Source organism: Aquimarina besae, assembly GCF_042434905.1.
Lineage (GTDB): Bacteria > Bacteroidota > Bacteroidia > Flavobacteriales > Flavobacteriaceae > Aquimarina.
Window position 1 is genome coordinate 823,252 of sequence record NZ_CP170199.1, and the last position, 14,754, is coordinate 838,005.

At 34.7% G+C, this 14,754-nt stretch carries 9 protein-coding genes; 6 read left to right on the forward strand and 3 right to left on the reverse strand.

Features of this window, described 5'->3' with window-relative positions:
- Positions 1-3 precede the first annotated feature (3 nt).
- Positions 4-3,003, reverse strand: coding sequence for a TonB-dependent receptor (locus tag ACE94K_RS03615; protein ID WP_378180075.1), 3,000 nt, complete (start codon positions 3,001-3,003; stop codon positions 4-6).
- A gap of 124 nt (positions 3,004-3,127) precedes the next feature.
- Here ACE94K_RS03615 and ACE94K_RS03620 point away from each other — a divergent pair, with 124 nt between their 5' ends.
- Positions 3,128-4,183 (forward strand): endonuclease/exonuclease/phosphatase family protein, encoded by a 1,056-nt coding sequence (locus ACE94K_RS03620; protein ID WP_378180078.1) that lies wholly within the window; start codon positions 3,128-3,130, stop codon positions 4,181-4,183.
- Positions 4,184-4,236: 53 nt separating this feature from the next.
- Here ACE94K_RS03620 and ACE94K_RS03625 read toward each other — a convergent pair whose 3' ends face one another.
- The gene (locus ACE94K_RS03625) at positions 4,237-4,509 is read right to left on the reverse strand and encodes a hypothetical protein (RefSeq protein WP_378180081.1); all 273 of its coding nucleotides are present in this window, start codon (positions 4,507-4,509) and stop codon (positions 4,237-4,239) included.
- A gap of 118 nt (positions 4,510-4,627) precedes the next feature.
- The gene (locus ACE94K_RS03630) at positions 4,628-6,463 is read right to left on the reverse strand and encodes a cation:proton antiporter (protein ID WP_378180083.1); all 1,836 of its coding nucleotides are present in this window, start codon (positions 6,461-6,463) and stop codon (positions 4,628-4,630) included.
- Between the two features lie 451 nt (positions 6,464-6,914).
- Between ACE94K_RS03630 and ACE94K_RS03635 the strand changes: the two genes are divergently transcribed.
- The 5 genes from ACE94K_RS03635 to rnpA all read left to right on the forward strand — a co-directional run bounded on the left by ACE94K_RS03635 (position 6,915) and on the right by rnpA (position 14,719).
- A complete protein-coding gene (locus ACE94K_RS03635; RefSeq protein WP_378180086.1) occupies positions 6,915-7,775 on the forward strand; it encodes an MBL fold metallo-hydrolase in 861 nt (286 codons plus the stop codon).
- Positions 7,759-9,462, forward strand: a complete 1,704-nt coding sequence (locus ACE94K_RS03640; protein ID WP_378180089.1) for a S8 family serine peptidase — start codon at positions 7,759-7,761, stop codon at positions 9,460-9,462. Before ACE94K_RS03635 ends, ACE94K_RS03640 begins: the two co-directional genes overlap by 17 nt.
- Before the next feature lie 14 nt (positions 9,463-9,476).
- Positions 9,477-11,306 (forward strand): M1 family metallopeptidase, encoded by a 1,830-nt coding sequence (locus ACE94K_RS03645; RefSeq protein ID WP_378180092.1) that lies wholly within the window; start codon positions 9,477-9,479, stop codon positions 11,304-11,306.
- 237 nt (positions 11,307-11,543) lie between these two features.
- A complete protein-coding gene (locus ACE94K_RS03650) occupies positions 11,544-14,231 on the forward strand; it encodes a T9SS type A sorting domain-containing protein (RefSeq protein ID WP_378180095.1) in 2,688 nt (895 codons plus the stop codon).
- A 107-nt stretch (positions 14,232-14,338) separates the two neighbouring features.
- The gene (rnpA, locus tag ACE94K_RS03655) at positions 14,339-14,719 is read left to right on the forward strand and encodes a ribonuclease P protein component (protein ID WP_378180098.1); all 381 of its coding nucleotides are present in this window, start codon (positions 14,339-14,341) and stop codon (positions 14,717-14,719) included.
- The last annotated feature ends 35 nt before the right edge of the window (positions 14,720-14,754 follow it).

Sequence of the window (14,754 nt, forward strand, 5' to 3'; positions counted from 1 at the left end):
TCATTAAAATCTTACATATACGTTAAGGTAATACGAAGTACCAAATCCGTAAAAATACCTTGGACCAAAAACAGGAGTATCCCTCTGTGATTCTTCAAGTGCTAATCTATAGTTAGCATTTCTAGCTTGTTCAAAACCTCCTGTTACGTATTGTTTATCAAAAACGTTATTGATAGTTGCAAAGAATCCTATATAATAGTCTTTTACTCTCCAAGACTTACCTCCTACAACATTCACCAATACGTAATCATCAAATTGCTCTTGTCTTAATAATTCTCTGGCAATATTTTCATCATAATCATTAAATGGCAAACCATCTACATCCTCACCAAAGTTTGATGATCTTGCAAAAGGACTTACATCAATATATGCATTCGAGAAGTAATTTGCCGTTGTACCAAACCACCAGAAATTAGGATCTCTATACTCAAAACCTAGTTGTGCTGCGTTTTGTGGTCCTCCTGCAATACGGTAATCTTTTAAAGAAGATTTACCTACATATTTTACACGATCTAAATCTCCTGCAGACTCACCTAAGAAGTCACTACTAGTACTTGCAATAAATAAATCAGGATTGTTGGCATAGGTAAATTGCCCTAAAGCAGCTGCACCTTTTAATTTGATGGTTGGAGTAATTTGATATTCAATACCCAATTCTGCACCGATGTGTTGTCTGTCTACTCCAGTAAGAATCTCCTGTACAAATCCAACATCCGATCCTGAAATCGCCTGTGTAAAGAAGAAAGATAACTCTGTTGCGTCTTCTATTTTTGTATAATAACCCGTTAATCTTGCTTTTAATTTTGGTGTTCTTAGAATATAACTAGCATCTACAGACTGTACTTTTTCGCTTTCTTGCTCAGAAGAACCTATATTAATGTTTTCCAACTGACCAGAAGCTACTTGTGCTTCCTCAAAAGCTCTTTCTGCTCTAATTAACTGATCAATTGTTCTATTGTTCTGTCTTGAGTTGGCAAAAGAGTTACGAATAGTTGGTGCTTTTGTAAAATACGTTCCATTAACATCGATTAAATTACGTCCATTTATTTTATAAGTAAATCCTCCTTTAGCTCCATAATTGGTAAACTCTAACTTATCGCTTTTACCAAAAGACCCTAATCGCCCTTCACCCGGAAAATATCCGTTTTCGAACAAACCATTTCTTTGATAAGTCGTCTGAGAAACATTTGCTCCCACGAAGAAATCTACTCTGTTGTATTTAAACTGTGCTTGTGCAAAACCACTGATCACATCCGCATCAATTTCGTAATTGTAATCATAACGATCACCAACACCAACCACTCTATTGCGATTTCTTAAATCACTCTGTGCCCTGTCTGCTAACTGTTCTCCTGTCAATCTTTGCTCTTCAGGAACATCATTATCTTGTTGTGCTCCAAACAGATCCACGTCTAAAAACCCTCTTCCTCCTAACAAATCTGTTACCTCTGCAAAATTTTCACTTTTTAATGTTCTGTAATTTACCGATCCATTAACTGTGATATTATCTGACACCTGACTATTAACTATAGAGTTAAACGTCCACTGCGTGTCATCAATTCTATCTTCATATAGAATATAGGTAGAATTAATGCCGTTTCGGGCATTTAATTGATTCGCCTGAATTAACTGGTTCCAGTTTAACTGACCATTTCTAACAAACTCTTGCTGTGCTAAAAATGCATTCTGATAATCCAGCGGTGTAGGATTGGGATCATCTAGAAAAGAGCTAGGTAAGAAACTTGGGTGTATTGGATTGGTATCTCTACTTGCTCCTCCGCCTCTGAAAGACTCTACGCCGTTGAAATTTACTAATTCCGTTCCTCCATTATCTATACGACTGTTTCCTATTTTACCTGTTTGATACCCAATATTCGTGTTAAGGGTGGTCTTATCTGTAAGGTTCCAGAAATGATTCAACATAAATACAGGTTCTTCAATCTCACGAACTCGGGAGTTTTTCTTTTCTCCATCAAAATACCCCCAATTAGGATTATATTGTCTTCCTTTAAGGTTAAAAACTTCTTCTGTAATAGCAGTTGACCTTCCTCTTCTATTTGGTGTATAAAAACTGGTTAAATTAAGGCTGTGTTTATCATTAATCTTCTTTTCTACTGAAGCAAAAATTGAATTGGCATCATATAAAGTTCCATCGATAAACCCCTCTTGACCCATTCTACGAGCCAAAGAAATAGTGTAAGCCCAGCCATTACTCATTAAACCAGAGCTATAACTACCCATTACTCTACCGGTATAACTCCTGTTTGAAGCCGCATAAGATAATCTTCCTCCTTGACGGAATTGGGAAGCTCTCATAATAATATTTGTAGATCCGGCTAAATCTCCAAATGTATAATCGTTTGCAGAAATCCCCATAGAAAATTCCTGGTTACGTTGTACATCGTTCAATCCTCCCCAGTTACTCCATTGTGGTCTTCCATCATTTAGTTTATTCATCTCCATACCGTTGATCAGCACCTTTGCATTCTCGTTACCAAGACCTCTTGGACGAAAAAAGGTAGCACTAAAATCAAATGCTGCCGCACTAAGAAATACATCTCTAGAAGCCTGTAGTAATCCCGATACATTTGCTGAGGCATCGTCATCACCATCATCAAGTTCATTATCGGTAAGACTGATGGTTCCTAACTGAATTTCTTCTTGAGTAAGATCATAATCCAGTTCTATTGCGCCTAGATCCAGTACACTTCCTTCATTAATTACGATAGGATAACGTTTGGTAACATACGCATCTTTGGATATTACCGCTATTTGTTCTCCTAATGGTAGTTGTACGCCTGCAAAATCAAATTCTCCCATAGCATTTGTGGTCGCAGAAACCAAAGTTCCCTCGATCGTAATTGCTACTAGTGGAAGATTTTCATTTGTAGATGCGTCAACAATTTTACCTTTTAGTCCTGTCTGCTGAGCATAAGACATGGCAACAGAACCTAAAAAAATCATTAAAAAGAATAGATTCTTTTTGAGTTGTGACACTTTCATTAATTGTTGTTTTAGTTAAAAATTTAACATTTCTGCCGCGCAAAAGTACATCTTTTAAATAGAAAAGCTAATTTTGGCGTGAAGTTTGACCACATTTTACAAAAAGTTAATACTCAATTATATAATGAAATCTAATTATTTACTTGCTATAGCTTTCGTATTAAGCCCGGTTATGTTTCTTTTTTCGCAAGAAAAGAAAACATATAAAGTTAATACAATTGCTTTTTATAACGTCGAAAATCTTTTTGACACTGAGGATGACCCTATTACATATGATGATGATAGGACACCGAACGGAAAAGATCACTGGACAGAAGAAATCTATAAAGATAAATTAAAGAACATGGCCGAGGTCATTTCTGAAATTGGATCTGATGTTGCTAAAAATGCTCCTGCTCTTATAGGGGTGGCGGAAACAGAAAACAGAAAGGTACTTGAGGATTTAGTCAACGAACCTGTTCTTTTACCAAAAGATTATGGTATTGTGCAATTTGATTCTCCCGACCGAAGAGGAATTGATGTAGCTTTACTATATCAAAAATCATTGTTTAGGCCAGTAAACACTAGCGTACACGAATTATTAATCTATAATAATGGTGATGAAAAAAAACGGGTTTATACCAGGGATCAATTATTAGTCAGTGGATATCTTGATGGTGATCTGATTCATGTCATTGTTAACCACTGGCCATCCAGAAGCGGTGGTGAAGCTCGCAGTCGTTACAAAAGAGAAAAAGCTGCAGCTTTGAACCGAAAGATTATTGACTCACTTTTTGATATAGATCCCTACGCTAAAATCATCACCATGGGTGACCTGAATGATGATCCAAATAACAAAAGCGTTAAAAAGGTACTTGGTGCAAAATCAGAAAAAGAAGACGTAAAATTAAAAGGGTTGTATAATCCAATGTACAACATGGCTAAAAAAGGAATTGGTTCTCTTGCCTGGAGAGATAGTTGGAACCTTTTTGATCAGATTATTGTTTCTAAAGGACTTTTAGACAAAGACTATAGTTCCTATAAATACTATAAAGCCGGTGTTTTTAATAAGAATTACCTGGCTAATCCTCGAGGAAGATATAAAGGGTATCCATACAGGAGTTTTGCCAATGGAGCCTACACAGGAGGATATAGTGATCATTTTCCGGTATATGTTTACCTGATTAAAGAGACAGATTAGAACATAAAAAAAGGTGATCGAAATGATCACCTTTTTATTATAATCTTTGTTGATTAGTTTCCACTGGTACAATCAAGATCATTTAAAACAGCATCAAATGCATTATCTCCACACTCATTGCTTCTATAAGATTCAATGGCATCTCTGGCAGCTTCGCATAATGCCGTAGATGACGTATCAGCATTATATGCATCTATATCAGCCTGCACGCTTTCTCTTAATTCATCTCTAAATTGGTCACAAGCAAAATCTACTACATCATCTGCTCCACAAGAAGTGAATCCTAAAGCCATACCGAAAACGGCAACAAACATAAGTTTTTTCATAATTTGGGTTTTAAAAATTTAAATTTTTCGAAGGCGAATATAGAAGATTAATTTATAATTAACAAAAAATTCTGTTAATTTTGTGTTGTTTAACGGACAAAAGTGTTTTTTGTCGTGTTTAACTTACCTCCTCTATATCAATTGATTTACCTAAATAGGCTAATATACTACCTTCTTTAATATCTTCTAGTTTTTCGCTGAAAGCTGATATGATTCGAATTCCTTTTTCAGGATCTTTAATAAAAAGAGGTACTATTTCATTGTCTTTCTTTGTAATACTAATCAACTTCTTATAATGCTCTTTATCATCAACTTTTATTTCATTAATCTCAGGGTATTTCTCCGCAAGATCTATCAGTTTATTGTATCCGCCTGTATGAGAAAATAAACCTTCATTTGGGTTATTATCCGGATCATTCATTTCTTCAGAGCTTACTAATCTGAAAGAGCCATTTTCTCCAAATTGATCTTTGAATTTATTAATCGCATATTTATTGATATCACTGTTTCCCGTAAGCGCCATCAAATATCCTACATCGTTTAACTCAATATCATTCTGAAGTTTATCACTATAAATGTTTCCTTCAATGGCTTCTAAGCCCAGATTTTTAGCTTTTTTAATATTTCCTTTATTGCTATCTATCACAACTACTTGACGATTATTTTCTTTTAAGTATGCTGCTATTATTCTGGAAACTTTGGACGCCCCAATGATCAGGATAGCTTCTGATTCTTTTAGAAAAACCCCTACCATTCTAGCAAATACCCTTGCTGTTGTCGCGTTTAGAAGAACGGTTCCTAAAACAATCATAAAGACCAATGGTGTTATGTATTCTGCTCCAGGTTCTCCCTGCCTTGCCAACTTCAAACCAAATAAAGATGCGATACCAGCTGCAACAATACCCCTTGGTCCTACCCAGCTGATAAACAACTTCTCGTTGAGTTTTAGACCAGAGTTTATGGAACTTAAAAAGACACCCAATGGCCTAATAATAAAAACCACAGTGGCAAATAATGCAACTTCGTTCCAATTCAATACCAACTCCAAATCATCTACATTAATATTTGCTGCAAGAAGTATAAAAAGTATAGAAATTAATAAAACACTAAGTGACTCCTTAAAATAAAGGAGTTCATCAATATTCGGGAGTTCTATGTTTCCTAAAACCATTCCCATAATTACTACAGAAAGTAGTCCGGATTCGTGCGCAAAAAGATCGGATAGAACAAAAACCGCAAGCACAGCTGCAAGTGTGAAAACATTTAATAAATAATGGGGTATTACTTTTCTCTTAATGGCAAAAGCCAATGCATGTGCAAAAGTAAAACCAAAAGTAAAGCCAAATAAAACCACTTTTCCAAACTCTATTAACGCTGTTAAAGTATATGTTTCTCCTTCTCCAACACTAATAAATTCAAAAACTAATACGGCTACCAAAGCGCCTATCGGATCAATTAAAATACCCTCCCATTTTAAGACTGCAGATAAATCTTTTTTTAATGGTATGTTTCTCAAAATAGGTGTAATCACAGTTGGACCGGTAACAATGATCAACGAAGAAAACAAAAAAGAAATAGGCCAGCTTAAATCAAATACGAAATGAGCTGCAAAGCCCGCTCCAAAAAAGGTTACTGCAGCTCCTAGTGTAATAAGTTTTAAAATTACCGGTGCTACATTTAGTATCTCACTTCTTCTTAGCGTTAAACCTCCTTCAAACAATATGATCCCTATTGCCAATGAAACAAAATAGAACAGGCTCTCTCCTGGAAACAAACCTTCTTCTCCATTATATATAGGTTGAATTAATTTAGTACCGTCTGCAGTATACAAAGTAGCCAGAGGCCCTACCAAAAGTCCGATTAAAATTAAAGGTAAAATTGCCGGAATCTTAAACTTCCAAGCTACCCATTGAGCTAAAATTCCTAAAATAATAATACCTGCTAATTCTACCATATTGTTTAGTTAGTTTGCTTAAAGCAGCAAAATATCGTGATTTTTTTACAAATATATCTTCATTTCCTAATTTTATCCTTTTCTATGAGAACAATTCTGTGCTCTATCAAAACTTTGTAATCTATGCGGTATAGGGCAGTTTTCTATTATTTTATACTTTCTAATAAAAATTAAAAGCATATAAGTATCTTTTCATTCATATGACATCGGTTTCTTTCACCTCATCAACTTTGAAATGAATAATATAGCGTTTCCGACGCAAAAATCATATCCTTACATTCTTTAAAACTGAAATATTGTTAAAAAGTCTACAAATTAAATCCTGATCCTTGCCATTTTTTCTATTTTGCAAAGATTTTTAAATTATCACGAAACAAACCAACAGAAAACTATTGATTTTCATGGTAAATAATCTTACAGAGAGTTCTATTCGACATCTAAAACCATAAACATGAAATTACATGCAGTAAAAGCAGGAAACTTTAAACTAGATGGTGGCGCTATGTTTGGTGTAGTGCCAAAAGTTTTATGGAATAAAACAAATCCTGCAGATGCCAATAACCTGATTGATATCGCTGCGAGATGTTTACTAATTGAGGATGGTGATCGGTTAATTCTCATAGATACTGGAATGGGGAACAAACAGTCAGAGAAGTTTTTTGGATATTATTCTCTTTGGGGAGACGATAATTTAGAGACATCTTTAAAAGAAAAAGGGTTTCATAGAGATGATGTAACAGATGTTTTTATAACTCATTTACATTTTGATCATTGTGGTGGAGTAATTCAATGGAATCAGAGTAAGACAGGATATGAACCAGCTTTTAAAAATGCTAAAATTTGGAGCAATAAAAATCATTGGCACTGGGCCACAGAGCCTAATGCCCGAGAAAAAGCGTCTTTTTTGAAAGAAAATATTATGCCCATTCAAGAAAGTGGGCATCTCAATTATATCCATAGAACCGGAGAAACATTCCAAAAAAATACCGAATTAGGGTTTGGCGTGCTATTTGTTGATGGACACACAGAAAAACAAATGATCCCTCATATAAAATATAAAGAAAAAACGATCGTGTTTATGGCAGATTTATTGCCTACTGCAGGACATGTTCCATTGCCATACGTTATGGGATATGATACCAGACCTTTATTAACACTACCTGAAAAAAAATTATTTTTGGAAACTGCGGCTATGAATAATTGGTACCTTTTTATGGAACACGATGCACATAATGAAATTATAACTGTACAACAAACCGAAAAAGGTGTACGATATAAAGAAACATTTACTTGTAATGAAATATTTAATTAAAAATGCTATGATTCCCAAATCGAATAAATTACTTATTGCCTCAATTTCTTCATCTATTTTGTTGAGCAGTTGTGGAGCACCCACTATAATTTCTACTCCGATAGAAAATATTGACACTATTCCTTTAAAAACGGTGGTATTAACAGAAGCCCAGTTAAAAAACTGGAATGCTGCAGATTTGACTATCGATACAATTCCTGGTATGAGTGTTAACCGAGCATACACGGATATAATCAAAAACAAAAAAGGCCAAACGGTTATTGTTGGCGTAATTGATAGTGGAGTAGATATAGAACACGAAGATCTTGATGGTGTTATTTGGACAAACCCAAAGGAAATCAAAAATAACGGAAAAGATGATGATCAAAATGGATATGTCGACGATATCCATGGATGGAACTTTTTAGGTGACTCTGAAAATGAAAATCTAGAGTATACCAGAATTGTGAAAAAGCTGAAGCCGAAATATGAAGGAAAAAATTTAGCTTCTATTAATCCTTCCGATAAAGAGGAGTATCAAACATACATAGAGGCAAAAGCAGAATTTGAAAAAGAATATCAAGAAGCTCTTAGCAATAAAACGAGATACGAACAAATATTACAGCAAGTTCAACTCTCTCATGAAAAAATTTCTGAAGTTCTAGGGAAAGAAGATTATTCTCAGCAGGAATTATTATCTGTAAAGGCAGAAACCCCTGAAATGCAACAATATGTAGCTGTTCTTTCACAAATGTTTGGATTTTTAGAAAAAGACGAAACTATTCCAGATTTAATCAAAAACTTGAAAGAAGGTATTGATCATTTTACAGAACAGTTAAATTACCATCTTAATCTGGACTTTGATGGAAGAGAAAAGGTTGGGGATAATGTAGACGACATTACGGATACCGACTATGGAAACAACAAAGTTATGGGGCCTAATCCTGAAAAAGAAGGCATCAAACATGGAACTCACGTTGCAGGTATTATTGCTGCAGAGCGAAATAATGGAAAAGGAGTTAATGGTATCGCACAAAACGTAAAAATAATGGCTATTAGAGCCGTCCCAAACGGAGATGAATATGATAAGGACATCGCCTTAGCCATTCGATACGCAGTGGATAATGGTGCAAAAGTTATAAACACTAGTTTCGGTAAATATTATTCTACCCATCCTGAATGGGTAAGAGAAGCTATAAAATATGCAGGTGAAAAAGATGTACTAATTGTTAATGCTGCCGGAAATGAAGGAATAGATTTAGATCAAAAAGCAGTATATCCCAATGATCAAACAGATAATTCTTCAGAAATTTCAGATAATTTTATTACAATAGGTGCTTTAAATTATGAATACGGCTCTAATCTGGTTGCAAATTTTTCTAATTATGGAAAGAACAATGTAGATGCTTTTGCTCCTGGTGTAAAAATATGGGCTACTACTCCATCCAATACTTACGAGTATCTTCAAGGAACCTCTATGGCCGCGCCAGCAGTTGCCGGTGTTGCTGCACTTATTCGTTCTTATTATCCAAAATTAAAAGCCTCTCAGGTAAAACAAATACTCATGGACAGTGGTTTGAGCACAACAGCATCTGTTGTAGTTGGTGGAGACGGAACGAAATCTGATAAGTTTACCGAGTTATCAAAATCCGGTAAAATGGTGAATCTTTATAATGCCCTTATTCTGGCCGAAAAATTATCTAAATAAAAGAAATGTACAATATGTTTAAAATAGTCTCAATAGGATTTCTTTTTTCCTTTTTAAGTGTTTCGGCACAGAACAGTATAAGTTATTGGCAACAACACGTTGATTATAAAATGAGCGTGGATATGAATGTTGAAAATTATCAATATACCGGAAAACAAGAATTAATTTACACCAATAATTCTCCTGATTCATTATTTCAGGTGTTTTATCATTTGTACTTCAACGCTTTTCAACCAGGAAGTGAAATGGATATTCGTTCGAGAAATATTGCAGATCCGGATCCTAGGGTTATGGATCGAATAAGTAAACTTGCACCAGAAGAAATCGGATACTTAAAAGTTTCCTCTTTACAACAAAATGGAAAAAAAGTGCAATACGAAACAGCTGGTACTGTTCTGGAGGTGACTTTGAATAAACCTATTGCACCGGGTGAAAAAGTAACTTTTTTAATGGATTTTGAAGGACAGGTTCCAAATCAAATTCGCCGATCAGGACGTAACAGTAAAGAAGATGTAGCCTTATCTATGACTCAATGGTATCCAAAAATGGCCGAGTATGATTTTGAGGGTTGGCACGCAGATCCTTACATTGCCAGAGAATTTCACGGAGTATGGGGTAATTTTGATGTGACTATCAATATCGATAAGAATTATATTTTAGGAGGATCAGGATACCTACAAAACCCAGAGGAAATAGGATACGGATATGAAAAACCTGGAACAAAAGTAAAAAGAAAGGGTAAAAAACTTTCTTGGCATTTTATTGCACCCAATGTCCATGATTTTACTTGGGCTGCCGATCCAGAATATGTTCATGATTCAGTACAAGTTCCAGATGGACCAACACTTCATTTTTTATATAAAAATAAAGAAGAATATCTTGAAAACTGGAAAAAACTACAGCCTAAATCTGTAGAGTTAATGAAATATTTTAGCGCTAACATAGGTAAATACCCGTATGATCAGTACTCTATTATACAAGGAGGAGACGGTGGGATGGAGTATGCAATGTGTACCTTGATTACTGGTGGAAGAAGCTTTGGAAGTTTGGTTGGTGTTACAGCTCACGAAATGGCACATGCCTGGTTCCAGCATATACTCGCTACAAATGAGGCTAAGCACGAATGGATGGATGAAGGTTTTACTAGTTACATCTCTACCTTGGCAATGGATGAAGTAATGAAACAAAACAGTCCTAATCCATTAGAAGGAATGTACCAGGGTTATCTTCAACTAGCAACATCCGGAGTAGAACAACCCCAATCCACACACGCTGATCGATACAACCTAAATGGAGCGTATGGTGCTTCTGCATATGCAAAAGGAGCTGTTTTTATGGCACAACTTGGATACGTTATCGGAGAGGAAAACCTTACAGAAACCATCAAAAAATATTACGAGGAATGGAAGTTTAAACATCCTACTCCTAACGATTTTAAAAGAGTCGCCGAAAAAGTTTCTGGAATGCAACTAGATTGGTATTTGACCGATTGGACGCAAACCACGAATACCATCGATTATGGTATTAAAGAAGTTTCAGAAAAAGAAAATAAAACTTCAATAACAATAGAACGCATTGGTTTGATGCCTATGCCTATTGATCTTTATGTAGAATATACAGATGGTACTCAAGAAAATTTCTACATTCCTATAAGAATGATGAGAAAAGAAAAAGAAAATCCATTTCCTCAAATAAAACGAACACTTTTATCCGATTGGCCTTGGACAAACCCATCGTATACTTTTGAAATTCCTAAACCTAAATCGGCCATAAAATCAATTGTAATTGATAAAACAAACAGAATGGCAGATATAAATAGAGCAAATAATAACTTTACTCAATAAAAGTAATTGGTGCTAACATCTTTCAAATAAGCAAATATAAAATTATATGTTAGTTTTTTTTGTTCCAAAAAATAATTCTAATCCTTCTTAGGATTTTGAGTACATAAATTGTTATATACAAAAGTTGGGAAAATAATTCTTCTTTTCCTTATAAAGGAAGGTAGGAAATCAATAAAAATTAATTTGTTCTTCATTTTCAAAAAACAAAAATTGTAAATATAAATTAAATTATTACGTATGAAAAAGGTAAAATTACTAATACCCATTTCTCTAGTTTTGATTTCTCTTATTGTTCTATTTGATTATTTAAATAAAAATCAAATAGATACTAATCAAACTAGTAAAGTGTTTGTCCCTATAAAAAAAGAAGGGCCTAAAAAAATGAAAACGATGGAAGATCGTCGACGTTTTACAGAAGAAAGATGGAAGCACGAATTCAATCTTCAGGTGAATCCAATTACAGGAAAAATTCCTAAAGAAGAAAAAGATACAGAAATAATTGCCTCAAATAATATGATGATTAATGCAAAAACTTCTAATGCTAAAACGAGCGCTTCTTATATTTCAAGAGGGCCTTCTAATCTTGGAGGTAGAACACGTTCTTTAGTGTTTGATAGAGCAGATGCAACAGGTAATACCATAATTGCGGGAGGCGTAAGTAGTGGTGTTTTTCGGAGTACAGATAGAGGATTAAATTGGACGAAAGTTTCTTCTAATAATGAAATCCATAATGTAACTACAATAGCTCAAGATCCTAGAAGCGGTTTTGAAAATATTTGGTACTATGGGACAGGAGAGAGTCAAGGTAATTCTGCTTCTGCTTCTGGTGCTACTTTTTTAGGTCAAGGAATATGGCAATCTGTAGATAATGGTTTAACTTGGAGTCAAATACAAAGCACTGCTTCTGTACAGGAAGAGAATGACTCTCCTTTTGATTTTATGTATAAAATTGCTGTACATCCAATTACTGGTGATCTCTACGCCGGTGCTGGCGGAGCAATTAGAAGATTTGATGGCAATACTTGGACTGTTGAGTTAGATTCGGGTGGAAACTTCTTTTCTGATTTAGTGATTACTAGTACCGGTATTGTGTATGCTGCATTTTCTGGAGCTTCAACGGCCACTGGAGGTATATGGCGATCCGATAACGGAATTGATACATATACCAGAATTGGATCTAATACTTCTCCTGGTTTTGGAGCTAGTGGAAGGACAGTAATGGCTATAGCTCCCTCAAACGAAGATATTTTATATGCATTTTTTACCACTAATGGAGGGGTATTTGAAGCTGGGCTATGGCAATGGAACGACAGCACAAATAGTTGGGTAGATAGAACATATACAATGCCAGATGAGCCAGGAGGAGACTTAGCTGGAAATGATCCGATAGCCATTCAAGGGGGTTATGACCTTGTTGTAAGTGTTAAACCCGATAATGAAAACTATGTTATAATAGGAGGAACAAATGCTTATAGAATAAAAAATATAACCACTGATCCAAGTTTTATTAGAATTGGTGGCTATAGAGATAATCAAAGTTACAATTTGTATGACCTAGGACAAGGAGATAATCACCACCCTGATATTCATGCGTTAGAGTTTGTCCCAAACAGCCCCGATATTTTATTTAGTGGTACAGATGGGGGTATTCATTTCGCTGATCTAGACAGAGAAATCATTTCGTGGAGAAGTAGAAACAATAATTATCAAACATACCAATATTATCACGTGGCTACAGATCCTAATGCAGAATCTGACATTATTATTGGTGGAGCACAGGATAATGGAACTACTGCTGGAGGAACAAGTTTAGGGCTTCAAGATAATGATAGTATGTTTAGTATCGCTGGTGGAGATGGTGTAGCAGTAGCAATATCAAGAGATAATGAATGTGTGCCTTTCTTTTTTGGTTTTCAAAATGGTTCAATTTTTAGAGATTGTCCGAATGGAGAAGAGATTACTCCAGCTGGATCAAATAGCCAATTCGTTACGTATTTCTATTTAGATCCTAGTAATAATAATGCATTATACTATGCTGGTAGAGATAATCTATACAGAACTAACGCATCAAGTGATGTTACATCTGCTACTTGGACAAATTTAGGCGCTTTACGTTCTGGAGAAAATATTACACAAATGGTCGCTAATTGGGGTGCTTATAGTACAGATAGTTTTTTATTAATTGGTCTTAATTCTGGTTCTCTATTTAAGTTAAATGATCCATTAAATAGAACTCTTACTTCTTTAAGAAATGTTACTCCTCCAGGTGCTACTGGCGTAGTTAGTGGTATTGCTGTACACCCTAATAATAATGATATAGCGATGGTTACTTATTCTAATTATGGAGTTACTAATATTTATGTAACTACCAATGCTACTGCCGGTAGACCAACCTGGACTGTAGCAGAAAGAAACTTAGATGCATTCTCTATACGATCTGCTGCAATCACAGAAGTAGATAATGAGACAAGATATTTTGTAGGAACTGCTAGAGGATTATACAGCTCTACAGATCCAGTTAATGTTGATTGGGAAATAGAAGGTCCTAATCAAATTGGTTTTGCTGTGGTCAGCGCTTTAGCATATAAACCATCTAATAATAAACTTTTAATAGGTACTCACGGAAATGGAATGTATGAGGGAACTTTAGAAGCCTCTCTTTCTGTTGATGAATTTGATGCTTCCAACGATAGCTTTGTTGCCTGGCCAATACCGGCAAATGATGTGATCAATATTGTAATAGAAGATTCCTTTGTTCAAGGAGATTTAGACTATTCAGTATTTAGCATTGACGGTAAAAAAGTTAAAACCGGTGTGCTAAACGCAAATAAACAAGTTAACGTAAGCGATTTAAATCAAGGGAATTATATCCTTCAATTAAATTCTGCTTCCAGAACTAAAGCCATAGTTTTTAATAAACGATAAAACAGCTTTTACTTTTAGATATAAAATCCATTGTTGTAATTTCATGACAATGGATTTTTATTTTAAGAATAACATATCTAAAATCTTAATGCTACTTTTACCCTGATATGAAAACAACTTTTGGTAGAAATGAAAAGCTAAAAAGTAAAAAAGAAATAGAGCTTCTTTTTTCTGAAGGAAAAAGTATTTCTAAATATCCTATTCGCTTAATTTACCGCCAAACAACACTAGAAAATGATACTCCAATTCAGGCAGCAGTATCGGTTAGTAAACGTAATTTTAAAAGTGCTGTAAATCGAAATCGTATAAAACGTTTGCTACGTGAAAGTTATAGAAAAAATAAGTATATTGTAATCGACAACACTACTCATCAGTTTACTTTTATGTTTTTGTACACAGGAAAAGAAATGCCTGATTATAAATTGATTGAAACTAAATTAAAAGAAATATTACAGCAGTTTATCGCTAAAGAAATCAAAACTCCTTAATGTGGGGTTATGGTTATTAATGAAAATGAGAAAGA

Coding starts and splice junctions, on each gene's coding strand:
- ACE94K_RS03615 (WP_378180075.1), bottom strand. CDS start 3,003: ATGAAAGTGTCACAACTCAAAAAGAATCTATTCTTTTTAATGATTTTT.
- ACE94K_RS03620 (WP_378180078.1), top strand. CDS start 3,128: ATGAAATCTAATTATTTACTTGCTATAGCTTTCGTATTAAGCCCGGTT.
- ACE94K_RS03625 (WP_378180081.1), bottom strand. CDS start 4,509: ATGAAAAAACTTATGTTTGTTGCCGTTTTCGGTATGGCTTTAGGATTC.
- ACE94K_RS03630 (WP_378180083.1), bottom strand. CDS start 6,463: ATGGTAGAATTAGCAGGTATTATTATTTTAGGAATTTTAGCTCAATGG.
- ACE94K_RS03635 (WP_378180086.1), top strand. CDS start 6,915: ATGAAATTACATGCAGTAAAAGCAGGAAACTTTAAACTAGATGGTGGC.
- ACE94K_RS03640 (WP_378180089.1), top strand. CDS start 7,759: ATGAAATATTTAATTAAAAATGCTATGATTCCCAAATCGAATAAATTA.
- ACE94K_RS03645 (WP_378180092.1), top strand. CDS start 9,477: ATGTTTAAAATAGTCTCAATAGGATTTCTTTTTTCCTTTTTAAGTGTT.
- ACE94K_RS03650 (WP_378180095.1), top strand. CDS start 11,544: ATGAAAAAGGTAAAATTACTAATACCCATTTCTCTAGTTTTGATTTCT.
- rnpA (WP_378180098.1), top strand. CDS start 14,339: ATGAAAACAACTTTTGGTAGAAATGAAAAGCTAAAAAGTAAAAAAGAA.